This is a genomic window from Flavobacterium silvaticum, from assembly GCF_012911565.1.
GTDB lineage: Bacteria > Bacteroidota > Bacteroidia > Flavobacteriales > Flavobacteriaceae > Flavobacterium > Flavobacterium silvaticum.
In genome coordinates, this window is sequence record NZ_JAAMPU010000107.1 from 1 (window position 1) to 19,403 (window position 19,403).

The window sequence follows — 19,403 nt, forward strand, 5'->3', positions numbered from 1 at the left end:
AGTATTTCGTGGTGGCGCCCAATCCCTGCCAGACGGGCACGAGCGTCAACCTTATAGATCCGAACGTGACGCCGCCTCCCGGTTCGGGGACTGTGGAACTGTACACGATCTACGGCACACTTCTGTATTCCACGAGCATGAGTTCCTATAGTGTCGGGCTGTATATGGGCAACTATCCGGGCAACACGACGTACGTCGTCAAGATCACCGTAGGAAGCCATGTCGAGACCCATACCCTGATAAAGTCATAATATGAAGGGCCTTTTAAAAGGCCCTTTTTTTTGCCAGCCAAAGATCAGGTAAAGCCAGGGCAAATCCTTAGCCGCCGGAGTTTACGCACCCAGGGATCGCGGCCTTTGGATATTCAACAAATGTTTCTGCATGTAGCCAAACCAAACTCCATGGCTCATTAAAAATCGCGGCCCCGGATAGTGCGGACTTGCAGTCCGTGCCATGTGTACCTGTTTCGCAATATCACGGTAACAAAATTTTGTAAATGGCACATTATGAGCTGTAAACGCTCATAAAAAAAGCGGGTATCACCCGCTTTACATTCAACAGTATTAACTTACAATCCCAAAAGTTATTTTTCTTCGGGTGAGTACGGCAATAAGCAGATTCGTTTCCGCAATGACCGAACGGAGCCGTGATTGGTCCATTTCATTTTCGATTTCGGCCATTACGCCATCAATTTCGTCTAAGGTTTCCATACGGCTTGCGGTAATCAGGTTCCTCGAAAGGGTTTCCAGATGGAGGTTTGATTTCTCGCGCGCGGTGTAGGTCAACAGGGAATCGTATATCGTAATCATATCCGGTTACTTTTTTTGTTTCCGTGGCCCGGCTTCCGGTTTTTTTTCGTGCTCTTTTACATAGGATAATCCCTTGAAATAAAAATGCATCTTCCACATATCTATCTCATTGCGTCTTTCGATTTCCTGACGCGACAGGATCGTGTCGTTGACGGCAAAAAATTCCGACTTGTCCAAAGGGCTGATGATAATGAGCTGTAATTTTTCGTTCCGGCATCCGTCTATGTCCGTTTTGATGATACGCGCCCTGGGTATCGTGTCGAGTTTGAGGCTTTTGGAGAAATCGCCAGGCAGTGTAGTCGTTGGGATTTTCGGAAGCTCGAATTTGAATTCGGGAAGGGCATTTTGGGCGCTGCCGTCGAGCGACAACAGCAATACGATGGCATAAAAGAATAATTTGGTTTTCATGGTGGTCGGATTAGGTGGTGCTTATCCCATACAACGAGAGGCGGGGTAATGTACAATGGGTAACGTGTTTGGAGTAAGCAGGTTAAAGATACTGTTTTGTTTGTTGATTGATAGTTTTTTATGGAGAAAGCGGGAGGTTGTCCCGCTTTCTGGTTTTTGGAAACATCAGGCCTGCAATGAGGCTTTTTTGTTTGTGATTGCCACTATAAAAGCATCCACTTCGGTGAGTTCCTGGTTTACGCGCGCCAGATCTACTTCTTTTTCGATAAGAGCAATGGTCCCATAGCTTTCGCGTCGTGTTTCCAGAACGAACTTTTTGTATTCCAGACGGATCTTGCGGTTCATGGCCTCATCGCGTGACGGTCCTTCCGGAAGCGTCAGGATGATGGTCTCGGTAGCGGCGATTTCCGCAATCACGCCCTGGAGCTCCGCATCGATTTCCGCAGATGACTGCACGTATCGCGTAGTCATGCGTTCGTCTGTGATCTTTTTGTAATCCAGATCAGATTTTTCTCTTGCTGCCCATGATAGCAGCACGTCACAATCGGCAACCGTTGTCAGGTTGTTTACACTGTAGTTCATAATACATTTTTTTAAATTATTACCTCCAACCATTGGAGGTTCAATTGTATAGAGTATGTTTTTATTCAAAAGGTTGGAAAGGGAGAGAAAAAAAGTGATGTTTTTTTTTGCGGACGGATGCTATTCACAATCTCTCACCCTTTATATCAAAGGACAAATAACCATTTTAGAAAAAAATAAAGAATTTCTTTTGATTTGTTTTAATACGAACCGTTTTCGTTTTTTATCCTCAGGACGGTATCGATTTTTTTCAGCTCCGAGGCAAAGAACCTTTTTTTAAGTTGCAATAAGATTAGCTGGCTTTCGATAGTAATAAGGTCGGAATCATCCATTGAAAACATTTCGGAAACAGATTCGATCAATTTCCGGACTGTCGTTTTGTTTTCTCCAAACCCAGTTATGGCAAAGGCGCTGATATGCCTTTTGGCGCGAGTGGCCACCCGCTGCCTTGCGCTCTCTACTCTCATGTCCATCAGCAACAGCTGATACTCATTTTTGGCCTGCAATTCCCGGAGCGTGCGCTGCACGGCAAGGTTTACATCACGCGTTCGCTGCATCGCTTTTTCCCGATCATCGCGCGTATCGATGTAACCGAGGATTTGCGCCATCAGCTTGGCCGCCATCTCAGGCAGTTGTTGTGTTCCGGCTTCGGCGTGTGACCATTCGGTTTCCGTAATGTCTAAAAGCTGTGCCATTTCATATTCAGACAGCCTGAATAATTTCCTGATTTGTAAAGGTTCCATAGTATTTGAATTTGGTTTGTAAAAAAGAGATTGTACAACGTGTGAATCAGGATGACTTCTCCTGTTTCAGTTTGGCTTGGAGCAGTTTTCGTTCTGTCTCGAGCAGTTCCATTTTATACCGCAGTTCCAATAGCTCATCGAAGTGCATCGAACCCGATGATTTCTCCGCCTTATCCCGAATTGATGCTATGACGGCATTGTCTTTTTGTGCTGTATCAGATGCCATGAGGAATTGCCCGAGCTCCTGAAGCAGATTGTCCTGCTTTTGGCGTTCGGCGAGCCGCTTTATCAGCTTGGCGGTCCGTAGCCGTTGGAACTCATTTTCCCTGAAACGGCTTTCAAGGAAATGCTGTTCTTTTTTCTGTTCAAGCCGGAGCCGCCCGGAATCTTCATTCGTTCTTTTTCCTTGCTGCATGTAATCGGCAAGTGAAGCGATCATGCGGAGTAAGTGTACCGGCAAATCCCTTTTGCCCGCCTCGAACATCGACAGGCGTTGGCGGCTTATGCCCAGAAGCGTGGCGAGCCCTTTTTGCTTGAGACCTATTGCGGTTCTCATTCCTTGGTGTGTCTTCATCATGTTTACAATTGTGCCGTTTACAGAATTTTGTAAACAGGGAATTGGGAAACGGCTTTTTTTGTTTTGATGCTTTTTTTGGGGGAAAGGTTGGGAGGGGGGATTTTTTTAAAGCCTGCGGCTTTTTTTTTGACACTAAGACACTAAGACGCGAAGACACAAAGTTTTTTTTGAGTGTTGGGGTTTGAATGTGGTTGGGAGACTCGAAGGGAGGCCTTTGGCGTTTTGGTGGAGGTTGGGGATGGTTTGTGTGGTTGATTTACCACAAGGCACATGGGGCAAGAAGGGTTGAAACGATGAGGAGACACGTAGGAATTGTTTCAACTAGTACCCAAGCAATCAATCGTAATATGCTTATGGTTGAAGATGTCGACCAACATACAACTCAATTTCGTTAGAAGCTTAAAAATTCAATAGCCGTTAGTAGAGATAAGTCATTTTGGGCAATCCTTACAATTATAGTCAGCCGAGATTAATATTTTTAAGTTTATAATCAACCGCGAAACGAGAACTCTAGTTTAGAGGGCGACTTGTAAGTAGTCAATACTATTATTCATAGAAAAAATTTTACGTGGAAAATCTTTTTTTCCTACTTTGTATTTTAATTTACCATCTGAACCTTTAATTGTATATTCAGTATTTTTTGTTCTGGTAGCACTTATCCATTCTGTTTCTTGATGAAAATGGTCAAGAATTACTTTTAATTCTTGGAAATTTAGCACAACTATCCCATCCTCACCGCAGACAAGTAACAAAAACATTTCCGACTGCCTTTTTGCCATTTCAGCGATTTCATCTTGATGATCTCTTTGAAATGTAAAACGCCAAGGTGACATTCTTTTCGTTGAGTGTTTAATGTATAAGCCTATGTTGTTATTAAGTATATAAGATGCATTAGTTGGACTTGGATATAGTTTTATTTTTACTTCGTTTCCATCGTAATGAACTAACTTAGATAAAACAACTCCATGATAAAATTCAAATTCTTTAATCATGATTTTGAAGTTTTTAAAAATCGGATATTCCCTTCATATTTATAAAATAATCGCGCTTTTCCTTCTTTATTGAACAAGATATTTATATGGTGAATTGCGTTAGGAAATTTAGCAACTTCTCGCTCAAATTTTCCTATAAATCCTTTAGCTCTAGTAATTGTACCCCTATCCATTTCACCTTCTTTATCTGCATAGCGATCAATAGATTTAGGTTCGTGAACAGCTAGTGAACTATCTCCCGAAGGCAGAAAACTTTTTATGTATGTTATTAAATATGGGGGTAAGTAATCTGGGCCTAAAAGGTTTGAAAGAGCCTCGAGTTTTGTCAAATTTGATGTAGAAGATTCTATAATTACACTAGTAGAAGCAGAGTCATACTCAAACAATGAAAAACTCATCTCTCCTCTGTCAACTGCAACGGTAGTATTATCAATGCTGGAGGATGCTACAGCTGAAACCCTAGCACCATCTAACCAAACGGGAGATTTTTTGTCAAGTTTTCTAGATTCGAGAGATAGTCGATGAAAAATAAAACATTTTTGCCAATCCAAATAAAGTCCTTTAGGAATGATTAGATCAAAATATTTAAGATAATCTTGTCGTGAACCAAACATCCGCGCCCTTTGAATGTAGGTATCTTGCTGTAATTTATGCTTTACATCTCGGGTAAAGAACATAGAGAGTAAGTTATTAAACGTCACTCCTCGTGAGACTATATTGCCACCAATTGTTATTGTAAAGGGGGCAGTAGGATCAGTAGCTGTACGATTATCTGCTGCATTGACTTCCTTGTCGGAATTCATAACAACGATATTATTCCTATCCCTATTGGATATTACATATCGAGTAATAGTTTCTTCATGACCTGGATAACGTTTTTGGGCCACATTATAAATCCTTTCGAAATATGAATTATGCTTAGGATGTTTCTCATCTTTAAGCGCTTCAAATAATTTGAGGACTAACTTATAATCTATAACATGATCCTCTTTTTTACCGCTAGTATGTATAAGAAAAGAATAATTTCGCTCAGGATCGTTAACTTCAGTGTTCAAGTAACCAACATTTACCATAAAACTGAATAACGCATCAGTTAAATACTTTGGATCGTCTCCCTGGTCAGGGAGGAGAGTTAAGGTGTATGGTAAATTTTCAAGCGATACTGGAAAAAATATGTCCTGTCCCGTGTAGCTAGAATGTGGAGGAAAATCAATCCAATGTTCGTTTACATTTTCATGTGTATTATTCAAATCTAATCGCGCTGGTGTTGCGGTGACTCCAATATAAATCCCATCCTCACCCAATAAATTCCCCGTAAGTTCATTTATCCTGCTTTTTTCTTGATGATTAATTTTAGAATTTGGAGTTGCGAAATCTGCCTCGTCATCAATAATTACACATTTCTTTTTACCCAATTTAGTAATCAACTTTTGTAAATCACTTGCATTTTTTTTACAGAATATTACCCATTGTTGATCTCCAATCTTTATTTCATCCATTAAAATTTCACTAAATTTTTTTGGTGAAGGTGCTAATCCAGAACGTTGAAATCTCTCAAGATTTTGACCCAAAAGTTGAACACTATCATTTAATAGAACAACAATAATTTTATTTCCTTCATCAAGTAACTTAGCGGTAAGAGCAATCATCATCTCTGTTTTTCCACTCTGTGGTTCTCCATAAATTACGAAGGATTTTTTGTCCCTCCCAATATTAAGAATAGCATTCTCGACAACACTTTTAATGCGCTCAACATCTTGATGTGCAGATATAAGTTTGTTTAATCTCTTGTCATATCTATTATTATGTGTTGTTTCTTGCTTAAGACTGTTCAAATCAAACATAGTAATCGTCTATTAATTAATCGTTGGTTTTTGGGCAATAATGACAAACTCGTAGTGATAGACTTTTTTGTGTCTTTTATTACTCGAAAATTTTCCATCTTTTGTTCTATATGGACTTAGAATTTTAGAACTAATTCTTCTTTTCTTTATTTCCACATTTACAAAACCCTGAGTAAATAGGCACTTAGTTAAATACTTTGCATTATCAATATATACGTTTTTATGATTTGTATTTCCAATTACAAATACAGCTAACCCTCCGGCTTTAATTATATCAAATGACTTCTCAACCGTATTTTTGAGATCAATAAAATATTTCAATGCGGCTTTTGGACTTTTAGCCTTCGCCTTTACTAAATCATCATATATATTAATTGCAAAATCATCAAGTTTGCTAATTTCGGCTTGCAAAATCTCATTATGGTATAAACTACCTATCGTTCCATTTCTCAACAATCTAAAGTCATCCGTATATCCAAGCCACATAGTAGATAACTGATGTAAGTCGGCATATTCGTATGAAGTGACGTAAGGCGGGCTAGTAATCAACATATCCACTTCTAATCCATTAGCATCCACACTTAGAAAGTTGCTATTGACTATTTGAGATTCAGATCTTAGCATTTTAAATTTCTTCAATTCAAAAACCGCCTTATACATAAACTCATATTGAATATTGAAAGAGTCTAGTACATTATATATAGGTTTGATTGGATCAACTTGAGGTTTGATGGATTTTGTAAGCCACTTGGATGAACGCTTTAGGATGTTTGAAAATGCTACATAAAAAAAATCCCTATATTTTCCCTTAGCAACACATGTCTCAATAGAATATAATAATTTATATACATCCAATAATTGATTTTCAGTGAACCAATAATTTAGTCTTTCATTTGTACTAAATTTTCTTGGAATTGTTGAATCGAAAAATTTATATTGATTAACAATCGAATTATAATGTCTTGATAGAATATTTAAATTGTAGTCTTGACTTTTGACTTTCGCAATAAGAGTAGCTACTGGATTAATATCGCAGCCCCAAAAACTAATATTTTGAGTTTTTGCTTCAAGTGCCGTAGTACCGCAACCACAAAAAATATCTCCCAACTTTTCAATTGATATTTTTTTTTGCTCAGCATATTCTAATGCTTTGTTTATTAGAAATGAAGGAAATTTTGCAGGATAAGCATGGATTTTATGCATTTTTAATTCTTTTTCCGCCACACTATTCCAAGAAGTTGAGACTCTTATAGAATTAAAGGCAAAATCCAAATCGGTTTCTTGAATAATCATATCTAAACTATTGTTCAAATAAACAAAAAAAATAAACTTAATCTCAAAAAAAAGCTAACGTTATGTAAATATTCGTACAAAATAAGATAGAATCAACCGGATACGTTGTGCAAAGACATTCCAACTTTTCCCTAAATTGCATCAAGTCTAAATCCTATGAGCAATTATCAAGACGTAATCAAAGAACTTATAAAATTCCGCGACGAACGCGACTGGCAGCAATTCCACGATTCCAAAAATTTGGCGTTGGCCATTTCCATTGAAGCAGCTGAGCTAAACGAGCTTTTCCTTTGGAAAAAAGAAAGTCAATCAGATGATGTCAATATTGACAAACTCAAGGAAGAACTGGCGGATGTACTTTCTTTTTCTTTTCTGTTGGCGGAAAAGCATCATCTCGATATTTTTCAGATCGTACTGGACAAAATCAAAAAGAACGACGAAAAATATCCGGTATCGAAAGCTAAAGGTACGGCAAGGAAGTATGACGAATTATGATTGAAACGATCGATGCGTTCGATTTTGAGATTACGGAATTCGATTTCGACAGTTTCGCATTGTCGGAGATAACGAAGCGTAACTTGTATGTCTCAGACTTATGGCCGTCTGTTTATATTCTCATCAGTAATGAGGTAATGGAAGCTTACGTAGGTGAATCGGCCAACATTGTCAACCGCCTCAAAAATCATTTGACCCATATTGCAAAGAGCAAACTCAATAAGGTATTCCTGATTACAAGTCCAAGTTTTAACAAGTCGGCGACGTTGGATATAGAATCCAATCTGATTAAATATTTCGATGCCGACGAACGCTACAAATTGCTGAACGGAAATGCTGGACTCGCCAGCCAGAATTATTACCAGAAATCCCTTTACGGTAAAGTTTTTATCGACATATGGGGCCGGTTGCAGACACAACAGGTCACCAAAGCCGAAATTTCAAAACTCAACAATTCCGATTATTTTAAATATTCGCCGTATAAGTCCTTAACGGCTGAACAACTGGAATCGGTCACAACGATCCTTGAGCTTTTGGTGAACAGGGATAAACAATCCATTTTCATCAAAGGAAGCGCGGGCACAGGAAAAACCATCGTCGGCATCTACCTGATGAAGTTGTTGCTCACGGATATCAGTATCTATGAAGATGAGAATCTGGACGAGGATACTTTGTACCTGCTTGAACTTGTTAAGCGATACAAACAGAAAGTACCGAATCCGAAACTTGCGTTGGTAGTACCCATGACTTCGTTGAGGGATACCTTGAAAAAAGTATTCAAAGGCATCAAAGGTCTGGGAGCAAAGAATGTGATTGGGCCTTCCCAGATTTCAGATGGGAATTATGATGTTTTACTTATTGATGAGGCACATCGTTTAAAGAGGAGGAAAGGCATAACCAATTACAGGTCGCATGATGATATGAATCGGTTGCTTGGTTTCGATGAGGAAGGGACCGAATTGGATTGGATTTTAAAACAGAGCGATAATCAATTATTTTTTTATGACCCGCTGCAATCCATTCGTCCGTCAGATATCCCGAAAGAACGATTCGATTCTCTTCTCAGGCAATCCGCCAATTCCCTCATCGAACTCAAATCGCAGATGCGTGTATTGGCAGGCGTGGATTATATAGATTTCGTGGACAGGCTGTTGGAAGGCAAGTTAAAAGAGAAAGAGTTGTTCGTCAAAAACAGCCAGTATCAATTCTATCTTTTTGATGATTTGGCCCAGATGATAGGAGTATTACGGAAAAAAGAAGAAAAAGATGGTTTGTCAAGACTGACGGCAGGGTTTGCGTGGCCTTGGGAGTCGCGGGCAAAAGACATTCACGATATTGAGATACAGGGCTTGAAATTGAATTGGAACAGGGTAACCAGTAACTGGATCAATTCTGAAAATGCATTTTCAGAAGTTGGTTGTATCCATACTACCCAAGGATATGATCTGAATTATACAGGTGTTATTTTTGGCGGTGAAATTTCGTACGACCCGGTCAAAAAGGAAATTATAATCAAAAAGGAAAATTACTTTGACCGGAACGGAAAGGCAGGCGTTGAAGATCCGGAAATTTTGAAAGAATACATTCTCAATATTTATAAGACATTAATGTACAGGGGAATTAAAGGTACTTATGTTTACATAGTCGATAAGGAACTGAGGAAATATATCGGGAATCATATTATGGAATATAAGTATGCGTGACCGGAGCACTTAGTTGGTTGTTTGGATAGTACCTACTTCCAGTCCGTGCTACACTCTACAGTAATTTCAACACACGGACTACAAGTCCACGCCATCCAACCCGTTTACAAAAATCCCGTTTACAAAATTTTGTAAACAATAAACAGGTAAACACCTTTTTTAGAACCACAGCCTGCGCAGACTTCCAGTCCTTGCTCCATGCACCAAGCCGAACCAATATCCATAGTTACCGAAACGATTTTATCTGCTACAGGATTGTCCTGTATATCAACTTCCTCATTACTTCAGACTTCGTTTTTCTCCTTCCGGTAAAATTTTGGAATCCACTGTTTTGCTGCCGTTTTTTTATCTATATTCGAAAAAAAATCATGACGAAACGTTACTTTGTTATGCTTTTACTTTACCGTTTGCTTATCCAATGCCCGGGTAATGCAGATTCCGGATACAATCCTGAAAGGCTTCTGAACAATTGCTTTTGAACCTAAAAGCCAACCCTATGAAACCAAATTTTATACTCGGATTAGCGTTCTTTTTTGCAATGACCCTGAACGCCCAGGTCATCGACATACCCGATCCGGTTTTCAAATCGGCTTTGCTGTCTGGCAATTATACCTACGATGAAACTGATAGCCTTATCAGTTTGGATTCGAACGGAAACCAGGAAATCGAACAGGCTGAAGCCTTGCTGGCTTATAAGATTACCGTGGACGGATTCCTGCTCAACGGAACTGATATCGTATCTGTAGAAGGCGTGGAATATTTTGAGAACCTCGTTACGTTCAACGCCAGCGATAATGCCATTACGTCGGCCGATTTGTCCATGTTGCCCAACCTGAAGTTCGTGAGCCTTTCCAACAATCAGCTGACAAGCCTCAACGTGACGGGCCTGGATCAACTGGAACGTTTGGGCGTCTTGAACAATCCGCTGACGAGCCTTGACCTCACGGGTGTTACGGCACTTACCTATCTGAATGTCAATTCGACCCAGCTTACTCAATTGGATCTTAGTGCCACTCCCCATCTGGAATCGATTTATTTTTCGTTATCGACGATACAAACGCTCGATGTAAGCGGATTGGCTGCGCTTGAAACGGTATGGGGATCAGACTGTGGGCTGACAAGCATTACTTTTGGCGGAAACGACAGCCTTGACCTGATTTTCCTCAACGACAACCAACTGACCTCAATAGATTTGTCCGGATGTCCCGCGCTCGACGAGTTGTGGCTGAACAATAATTTTCTGACCGATCTCGATTTGTCCGGCCAGACCATGGGCCTTTCGAATACCAATGCCCAGAACAACCAACTGGTCTCGATCAGTTTCAAGAATGGAGTGGGCGATATTGGCTCAGCGGTACATTTTGAACAGAACCCAGGATTGCAGTATGCGTGCTGCGATGAATTCGAGCAATACCAGTTGAACCAGAAACTGAACCTGTTTGGAAATTTTTCCACCATACGCACTATATATTGCACGACCGATCCCGGAGCCTACAATTATATTATGGACGGGGTTATTCTGTTCAACCCGACCGGAAATTGTTCCTTCGCAGGAAATGGCATACCGTATCAGAAATACCAGGCGGTCACTGCAAACAGCACATCCGCGAATTATTTTACGAACAGCGGCGGAAGCTACAGGATTCCCTTTCCTGCGGGAACCGCAAGCATAACACCTGTACTGGAAACGCCTGCGTTCTTCACCGTTTCCCCGGAAACTGTCGAAACCGAATTTCCGCAGCAGCAAAGCCCGTTCACCCAGAATTTCTGCGTGGCTCCCAACGGCTCGCATACAGATGTCGAGGTTTCTATATTTCCGCTTGACGTGGCAAGACCCGGAGAATCTTCGAAGTATCGCGTCATCTATCGGAACAAGGGTAGCGTGAATGCGTCGGGGACCGTTTCGGTAGCCTTCGACGGAAGCCTTTCTGAATTTATTTCGGCCGATATGCCGCCCCTGTCAGCTGAACCATCACTGCTTACCTGGGATTTTGCGACGCTTCTGCCTTTCGAGAGCCGCAATATTACTTTTACGCTCGTGCATGCCGTTCCACCTACTGTAAATATGGGAGATATGTTGCATTTTACCGTACATTCCACAACGGTGGCCACAGACGAATTCCCGTCAGACGATACAGCCGAAATGGATCAGGCGGTACTTGCTTCCCTTGATCCTAACGACAAGGTCTGCGTTGAAGGAAATATCGTCGGCCCCGAAGTGATTGGTAACTATGTCCATTATATCATCCGGTTCGAAAATACAGGGACGTTCGCTGCTGAAAATATAGTGGTGGCAGATTATATCGACCCGAATAAGTTCGACGTTTCAACCTTACAGCCGCTCGACGGCAGCTTTCCGTTCATCACGCGCATAACAGAGGGCAATGTGGAATTTATTTTCACCGACATCAACCTGCCTTACGAAGGTGACTGGCGCTACGGTTTCGTCGCCTTTAAGGTCAAAACACTTCCGACGCTTCAGGTAGGGGATACGTTTTCGAATACAGCCAATATCTATTTCGATTACAATGCGGCTGTAGTGACAGATCCGGCTACAACCCTGATCCAGTCGCTTTCTGTGTCTGATATGGCTTTTGCAGCTCATTTTGCTTTATATCCGAACCCCGCCGAAACGATCCTGAATATCAAATCCAACGGCGCAACCATAAATTCTGTAGAAGTATATAATATGCTCGGGCAATTGGTTCTGACAGCGATTCATGCCGATACAATTGATGTCGAAGGACTCGAAACAGGAAATTATTTGCTTCGCCTGCATTCGGATAAAGGCGTGTCGACTACGAAATTCACTAAAAAATAAATTGAAGAACCCGCTTTAAAAGTTTCTCTCGGCCAGGGTGACGCCGGCAGTATCGGCGATACTTTACGAAAAAACGGAGCTGTCTGTACGATTGAATTTTCAGCGGGATATTTTTAGCACGTATTTATTGAACCAAGTACAATATGAACAAACTATGCCTTATCTTTTTACTTGCAGCTTTGTCTGCAAAAGCCCAGCTGATTTCGTTTTCCGATCCGAACTTTAAAAATGCGTTGCTGCTCAGTTCAGCCGAAAATTCGATCGCCTTCAATGAAAACAATATGCAGATCGCAATAGATGCCAATGCCGATGGCGACATATCGCAGCAGGAAGCCTTGGCTGTAGTTGGGCTAAACGTAAGTACAGCCGGTATAAGCAACCTGGCGGAAATATCCTACTTCACTTCATTGAAGCGCCTGGCCTGTTCGGGGAATCAGCTCAACTCGCTTGATGTGTCCCAATTGGTCGATCTGGAAAATCTCGATGTGAAGAACAATTTGCTTTCAGGTCTCGACCTGTCCAATAATCTACAGCTGAAAGGTCTCGACATTTCTACGAATGAATTTGCAACGATCGATCTTTCGTCTCTTGCCTTGCTTGAAAGTTTTACGTGTGAACATAATTTGCTGTCTGAGCTCTCACTCGACGACAATCCCGCACTATTCAGCCTGCACTGCGGCGGAAATAACCTGACGGCTCTGGATTTGTCCAATCTCCCGGAAATTATATTTCTGGGCATAGAGGAAAATCATATTTCACAATTGGAGATCCCGACAACCCTTTATGAGTTCGGCGGATATTCGAATGATTTTACCGAACTGGATTTTTCAAATTGCCCGGATCTTTATTTTTGTGTCGTAGATTACAACCTTTCACTTACGCATCTCAATCTCAAAAACGGAAATCCGTATTTTTCTGCCATCAGTTTTTTTTATACGCCCAACCTCGATTATATCTGCGTAAACCCCGGGCAATTGGACCAAGTCCAGGAAAATGCGGCTTCGAGCCAGGGAAATCCCGAGATCAACACGTATTGTTCCTTTGTTCCGGGCGGGGTTTACTATACCGTGAATGGAACCAATAGGATAGACATCAATGGTAACGGTTGCGATGTTTCTGATTATTTGGACCAAAACCTCAAATTCCAGATCACCGACGGGATTTCTTCACGCATCCATATTTCAAATGCGAGCGGCAATTACACCATTCCTTTTACTACGGGAAGCTATACTATTACTCCTGTACTTGAAAACCCTGAATACTTCAGCGTGTTTCCGACAAACCTATCGGTTGATTTTCCAACCGACCAAAGCCCGATGGCCCAGAATTTCTGTCTGTCCCCAACCTCGGTTCACCATGATGTAGAAATTTTCATCCAGCCGTTGACACCTCTGATACCGGGTTTTGATGCAGACTACATCGCGGTGGTCCGCAACAAAGGAAACCGGCTTGAATCCGGAACCGTCAACCTGATGTATGACGACGCTTTACTTGATCCGGTGGCACTGTCGTTCGAACCTGACAGCACCGGGCCCGGATACGCCCAATGGAATTTCAGCAATATTGTTCCGTTCTCGTATCTTTCATTTTTTTTACGGGTTCACGCCAACACGCCTCAGGAAACGCCTGCCGTCAATTCAGGCGATGTGCTGAACTTTACTGCAAGCGTTACCCTGGACGACGTTGCGGACGAAGTGCCTTCAAATAATTCCGGATACCTGGCACACACCGTCGTCAATTCGTACGACCCTAACACTATTGTTTGTTCGGAGGGTGACATTGTGGGAACTGAGGTAATAGGTCAGTACGTACATTACATTATAAGTTTTGAGAACACAGGTACTTTTCCGGCCCAGAACATTGTAGCCAAAATAAATATCGATCCTGCCAAATTCGATATATCCACGTTGCTGCCACTGAATGCCAATCGGGATTTTTATGTCCGCATCAACGGCAATACGGCGGAATTCATTTTCAACAACATCAATCTGACCAATGTGGAGCAATACAACAAGGCATTTGTCGGGTTCAAGATCAAAACGCTCCAGTCCCTTGTGGCAGGCGATTTTTTTGAAAATACGGCAACTGTTTATTTCGATTACAATTTCCCGATCGTTACGGATCCGGCCCTGACCTTAATCCAGTCTCTGGCTGTTTCCGATGCGGAGTTTTCAGACCACTTCATTTTATATCCGAATCCGGCGGAAACGACCCTGAACATAAAATCCGACGGTGCAACCATCACCTCAACGGAAGTATACAACATGCTTGGCCAGTTGGTTTTGTCAGCCATCAACTCAGATAAAATAGATTTGGCAGGACTTGAATCCGGAAACTATTTGTTGCGCGTGCATTCGGATAAAGGAGTTTCGACCGTACGGTTCACTAAAAAATAATCGAATGCCGGAAATGACTGTATAGTGGTGTTGCGCCCCCATTCCTGATTTGGTCTTTATCATTCAGGGGTCAATCCATCGGTGCCAATAAATAATCGTATACGGCCTGAACCGGATGGTTGACGTTTGATGCCAACCGCGGACAGGAATCAGCATGATCGCTTTGCAGCTCAGGTCTTTTTTGAACGGGTTTACGTCCACGCCATCCAACCCGTTTACAAAAATCCCGTTTACAAAATTTTGTAAACAACAACTGTGTAAACGGATTTTTTGTATCGATACTTTTTGGAACAGCTTGGAAAGAAATGCAGATTTTCCATTGCAGACTTCCTTTGCACAGCATCACATAAAAACTTTTACATATGCTAGTTGGTTGATTATATGGCAAATACCTATTGTTGGGGAGTTTGATCTTTATGTTAAGGCTTATTTTTGAGTCTTTATTAATCAATTAATACGTATAACTATGTCAACACCATTTTCTCCAAAAAATCTCCGTGATGCAGATATCCTCTTGTATCGTGGTACATCGTGGCTTGCAAAAGCTATCCGTTTTTTTGACGGAACAGATTATAATCACACGTCGATATTTGTAGGCAACGACCAGGTTGTGGAGGCTGTTGCAAAAGGGGTTACCCGCAGGACTATTGATGAAAGTATCCACGATGCTGTCAAGGTATCTGTTTTTCGTTTATTACAGCGGCCTGATGATATGTCGCCTGTGATTGCTGTGGTTCCCAGATATGAAGGGAATAGATATGGATATGAACAGCTATTGTTGCTTGCCCTGATTTGCAGTATGCGCAGCGTTCGCGTAAATAATGTGGTAGCGCGTTTCTTTAGGCGGGTACTTGAGGGCGCCGCTGGTGCTTTGCTGAATTTGACGGCTGGGAATCGTCAGGCATTGATTTGTTCGGAATTCGTTTATCGGTGTTACGACGAGGCGCTTCCGGAAATAAAAGACATTTATGCCATTCAACTCGCTTACGGTAGCGAAAAGGCGATGCAATTCGTCCTCGAAAACAATTCGCATTTGTATGACAATCAAAGTCTTGTAGCATATTATTACGGGCTTGGGCGAGATATGATTGCAAACAATGCGGTTCCATTCCTGGAACTGCCAAACTCCAAAACGCTCGAAATAGTTAAAGTTGCCCATGCATTGGAGGAGGAGGATGCAGAGATGGAAGCGTTATTTTTTCAGGTAGAACAAAGTTATGCCGCTGAAGATTATATTTTGGATAAAGCAGACGAACTGGCTTTGAAACAAAGCCTTGATAAATTTGTATTTGCTTTGGCTACTACGGTTAATCCTGCAACGGAGATGCTTACGTCACCTCCCTTGATTTTGCGTGATTTTCTATCGGCCAATGCAAACTTCGTAACACCCGGCGACTTTTACAGGGCCACTAACCTTCAGAATTTGGGCGATATCAAACATAATTGAACCTTTTGGTGCGGAGTTCAGGTCACAGCTACACTTTACCGCAATTTCGACGCAGGGAACCCAAGTCCGCACCATCTGTCCACAGCAATATTTTATTTCCCCAATCCCCCCAAAACCCTACCTTTGCAAACCAAAACAAACCGTTGCAACATACCATGCCCAAAATTTCTGTCCTTAGCTTAACAATCCTGACCGCTCTTTTTTCAACAACAATCTCGGCCCAGACCGTCTCCACCTTTGCCGGTTCCGGCCAGGCTTCGTTTCTCGACGCACAGGGAACCGGAGCTGCGTTCCAGTATCCGTATGGCATTGCCATTACGCCGGCAAATGCCATGTATGTTGGAGATGCCAATAACAACCGGGTACGCAAGATATCGGCGACGGGCAATGTGAGCACGCTGGCGGGAAGTTCTATGGGATATGCCGATGGATTTGCGGAGGAGGCTCAGTTCAATGTGCCTATGGGAGTCGCCATCAATTCGGTCGGGACTGTTTTTGTAGCAGACAGGAACAACCACCGTATCCGTAAGATCACACCTGCGGGCATCGTGACGACATTGGCGGGAGGCACACAAGGTTATGCAGACGGCAACGGTACGCTGGCGAAATTCAGTTCACCCACGGGAGTGGTTTGCGATGCGGACGGAAACGTCATCGTATCTGATTCCGGAAATAACAGGATCCGTAAGATTACCCCGGCCGGAGTGGTCACTACCATTGCGGGCAGCATTCAGGGGGAACTGGACGGACAAGGTACATCGGCACAATTCAATTACCCGACGAATGTGGCCATAGACGCGGACGGCGTGATGTACGTATCGGATTCAGGGAATAACCGTATCCGCAAAATTACCACGACAGGGCAGGTATCCACGTTTGCCGGAAGTACGTCTGGAAATGCCGACGGTACGGGCACGGCAGCACAATTCAATTATCCGCAGGGGCTTGCCATTGATTTGTCCGGAACTATCCTGGTAACCGATACCAACAACCACCGCATCCGAAAAATCACACCGGGCGGCATTGTCACCACGCTTACCGGAAGCGACGCCGGTTTTACCGAAGGTTCACTTGCCACGGCCAAATTCGACAGTCCCTACAACATTGCGGTAAATGCGAACACCGGTACCCTTGTAGTGGTTGACGCCGGAAACCAACGCATCCGGAAAATAGAGGGCGCTTTGGGTATTTCAGATGCTACTCGATCCAAGGTCGGCATATACCCGAATCCGGCTTCATCTGTTCTTCATATCGAAATGCCGGATTACACCAAAGCATCGGCGACGGTTTGCGATCTTAACGGCAGGGTGCTTCAAACCAACATTCTTGGAAGTGGACAGACTTCCGTAGACATTTCAAATCTCTCGAATGGGGTTTATATAGTTCAGGTTCGTTTCGGGACTGATTCTTCTTTTCACAAGATTATTAAGGAGTAGGTTGTCTGTTAGTGCGGACTTCGATTAGCGCGGATTTCCAGTCCGTGATACCTTTTGCTGCATTTTTTCAGGCACGGAATTGAAGTCCGCGCCATTTGATCTAAAAGTCCGCGTCAACAAGCGCTAACCTCTACGATACCTCTTCTCCCTAAAAAAATCCGTACCTTGACTACATGAAAAAAATAGGATTTTTATCTTTCGGGCACTGGGCCAATCATCCATCTTATACCGCCAGAACCGCCTCTGACACACTGCTTCAATCCATTGATTTGGCTGTTGCTGCAGAAGAACTTGGACTCGACGGAGCCTATTTCCGCGTCCATCACTTCGCTGCACAGCTCGCGTCTCCGTTTCCGTTACTGTCCGCAGTCGGGGCAAGGACAAATACGATAGAAATCGGTACGGGCGTCATCGATATGCGTTATGAAAACCCAATGTATATGGTAGAAGATGCCGGAGCCGCCGACCTGATTTCTAAAGGACGACTGCAACTCGGTATTAGCAGAGGGTCACCGGAACAGGTAATAGACGGCTGGCGTTATTTTGGGTACGAACCGAATGAAGGCGAGACCGATGCCGAAATGGGACGACGCAAAGCATTGGAATTTTTAGACGGATTGAGAGGCGAAGGCTTTGCCCGTCCGAATCCGTTCCCGATGTTTCCGAACCCGCCGGGATTGCTTCGTCTCGAACCACATTCCCAAGGATTGAGAGACCGGATCTGGTGGGGAGCCGCGTCAAACGCCACAGCGATATGGGCGGCAGAGAATGGAATGAACCTGCAGAGCTCGACACTTAAATTCGACGAAAACGGAAAACCTTTCCATATACAGCAGGCCGAGCAGATACGGCTTTACAAAGACGCATGGAAAAAGGCCGGACACAACAGGGAGCCACGGGTTTCGGTGAGCCGTTCGATCTTTGCGATAATGAATGAAAAGGATCGGCTTTACTTCGGGCAACAGGGCAAGAGTACCGATTCCATCGGGATGATAGAACAGGACCAACGCGCTATTTTCGGACGCAGCTATGCCGCAGCACCCGATCAGTTGATAAAAGAACTGGCTGAAGACGAAGCGATACGGGAGGCAGACACGTTACTACTGACGATTCCAAATACGTTAGGGGTTGATTATAATGTCCATGTCTTGTCCTCTATTCTGGAGCATGTGGCTCCGGGGCTGGGGTGGAGGTGAAGCATATCACGAAATTCCCAACGCTGGAAGATTAGCTTCCGTTTTTGCGAGTGGGCCGTTTGATGCTAAAAAAAAACGCCCTGCGTCAGCAGGGCGTATAAAAAATAAATTACAGTTTCTCATTTAACAACATCATAAACTTAACCTGCCATCCCATAATCTTACTGCCGTAACCGCTTACCGTATCGCTTATTTCCCTATGCGGCTTTTCCATCTGGTATCTCAGCAGCAGGTCGTGTTGCTGGAGCAGGCTTTCAAAATATTTCGGATCCCATTTCTTAAGTGCACCGGTATTGCCTTCCTGGGTGAATTTTTTACCGTCATGGAAGGCTGAATAGAAGTTCATTCTCCCGAGCGACAGGCATACGTAGGCTTTTCCCTCAATGACGCGGATCAGCATACCTCTGTTGGTAAAATATTCGGACGGCCATTCCTTGCTTTTGCATTTGACGTTTTTTTTCGTTTCTCCATTCGCATAGGTGATATCGAATTCGTCATAAGGGTCGAACTCGGTTTTGCTGTACAGGCCCGGAATCGGATTGTGGTTCTGTGCATCCGCAAGCGTGGCGTAAAACAAGTTGTCCTTATCATCGTATTTTTCCTGTGCAAATAAGATGGTGGTCATGAAAAACAGGATAAATGCAGCTGTTGTCTTTTTCAT

General features: G+C 43.0%; 17 protein-coding genes. 8 read left to right on the top strand and 9 right to left on the bottom strand.

Features of this window, described 5'->3' with window-relative positions:
* The first annotated feature begins 11 nt into the window (after positions 1-11).
* A complete protein-coding gene (locus tag G6047_RS11785; RefSeq protein ID WP_169527827.1) occupies positions 12-251 on the top strand; it encodes a T9SS type A sorting domain-containing protein in 240 nt (79 codons plus the stop codon).
* A 312-nt stretch (positions 252-563) separates the two neighbouring features.
* On the opposite strand, the gene G6047_RS11790 is transcribed toward G6047_RS11785, so the two are convergent.
* The 8 genes from G6047_RS11790 to G6047_RS11825 all read right to left on the bottom strand — a co-directional run bounded on the left by G6047_RS11790 (position 564) and on the right by G6047_RS11825 (position 7,248).
* A complete protein-coding gene (locus G6047_RS11790; RefSeq protein WP_169527828.1) occupies positions 564-809 on the bottom strand; it encodes a hypothetical protein in 246 nt (81 codons plus the stop codon).
* A 6-nt stretch (positions 810-815) separates the two neighbouring features.
* Positions 816-1,217, bottom strand: coding sequence for a hypothetical protein (locus G6047_RS11795; protein ID WP_169527829.1), 402 nt, complete (start codon positions 1,215-1,217; stop codon positions 816-818).
* A gap of 165 nt (positions 1,218-1,382) precedes the next feature.
* A complete protein-coding gene (locus tag G6047_RS11800; RefSeq protein ID WP_169527830.1) occupies positions 1,383-1,799 on the bottom strand; it encodes a hypothetical protein in 417 nt (138 codons plus the stop codon).
* 200 nt (positions 1,800-1,999) lie between these two features.
* Positions 2,000-2,542 carry a hypothetical protein gene (locus G6047_RS11805; protein ID WP_169527831.1) on the bottom strand — a complete coding sequence of 181 codons (543 nt, stop codon included), beginning with the start codon at positions 2,540-2,542 and terminating at the stop codon, positions 2,000-2,002.
* Between the two features lie 46 nt (positions 2,543-2,588).
* On the bottom strand, positions 2,589-3,119 hold the full coding sequence (locus G6047_RS11810) for a helix-turn-helix domain-containing protein (protein ID WP_169527832.1): 531 nt from the start codon (positions 3,117-3,119) through the stop codon (positions 2,589-2,591).
* Positions 3,120-3,634: 515 nt separating this feature from the next.
* Positions 3,635-4,111, bottom strand: a complete 477-nt coding sequence (locus tag G6047_RS11815) for a hypothetical protein (RefSeq protein ID WP_169527833.1) — start codon at positions 4,109-4,111, stop codon at positions 3,635-3,637.
* Complete coding sequence (locus tag G6047_RS11820; protein ID WP_169527834.1) at positions 4,108-5,955, bottom strand: Z1 domain-containing protein; 1,848 nt, start codon at positions 5,953-5,955, stop codon at positions 4,108-4,110. Before G6047_RS11820 ends, G6047_RS11815 begins: the two co-directional genes overlap by 4 nt.
* Positions 5,956-5,967: 12 nt before the next feature.
* Positions 5,968-7,248: a DNA methyltransferase gene (locus G6047_RS11825; RefSeq protein WP_169527835.1), complete on the bottom strand. Its 1,281-nt coding sequence runs from the start codon at positions 7,246-7,248 to the stop codon at positions 5,968-5,970.
* Positions 7,249-7,404: 156 nt separating this feature from the next.
* Here G6047_RS11825 and G6047_RS11830 point away from each other — a divergent pair, with 156 nt between their 5' ends.
* From G6047_RS11830 to G6047_RS11860, 7 genes are all read left to right on the top strand, one after another.
* Positions 7,405-7,743, top strand: a complete 339-nt coding sequence (locus G6047_RS11830) for a nucleotide pyrophosphohydrolase (protein ID WP_169527836.1) — start codon at positions 7,405-7,407, stop codon at positions 7,741-7,743.
* Positions 7,740-9,446, top strand: coding sequence for a DUF2075 domain-containing protein (locus G6047_RS11835; protein WP_169527837.1), 1,707 nt, complete (start codon positions 7,740-7,742; stop codon positions 9,444-9,446). Before G6047_RS11830 ends, G6047_RS11835 begins: the two co-directional genes overlap by 4 nt.
* 496 nt (positions 9,447-9,942) lie before the next feature.
* Positions 9,943-12,267 (top strand): DUF7619 domain-containing protein, encoded by a 2,325-nt coding sequence (locus tag G6047_RS11840; RefSeq protein WP_169527838.1) that lies wholly within the window; start codon positions 9,943-9,945, stop codon positions 12,265-12,267.
* Positions 12,268-12,410: 143 nt separating this feature from the next.
* The gene (locus G6047_RS11845) at positions 12,411-14,663 is read left to right on the top strand and encodes a DUF7619 domain-containing protein (protein WP_169527839.1); all 2,253 of its coding nucleotides are present in this window, start codon (positions 12,411-12,413) and stop codon (positions 14,661-14,663) included.
* Positions 14,664-15,129: 466 nt separating this feature from the next.
* On the top strand, positions 15,130-16,110 hold the full coding sequence (locus G6047_RS11850) for a C40 family peptidase (protein WP_169527840.1): 981 nt from the start codon (positions 15,130-15,132) through the stop codon (positions 16,108-16,110).
* Between the two features lie 155 nt (positions 16,111-16,265).
* Positions 16,266-17,546 (top strand): T9SS type A sorting domain-containing protein, encoded by a 1,281-nt coding sequence (locus tag G6047_RS11855; RefSeq protein ID WP_169527841.1) that lies wholly within the window; start codon positions 16,266-16,268, stop codon positions 17,544-17,546.
* A gap of 173 nt (positions 17,547-17,719) precedes the next feature.
* On the top strand, positions 17,720-18,742 hold the full coding sequence (locus G6047_RS11860; RefSeq protein WP_169527842.1) for an LLM class flavin-dependent oxidoreductase: 1,023 nt from the start codon (positions 17,720-17,722) through the stop codon (positions 18,740-18,742).
* Positions 18,743-18,851: 109 nt separating this feature from the next.
* On the opposite strand, the gene G6047_RS11865 is transcribed toward G6047_RS11860, so the two are convergent.
* Positions 18,852-19,403 carry a hypothetical protein gene (locus tag G6047_RS11865; protein WP_169527843.1) on the bottom strand — a complete coding sequence of 184 codons (552 nt, stop codon included), beginning with the start codon at positions 19,401-19,403 and terminating at the stop codon, positions 18,852-18,854.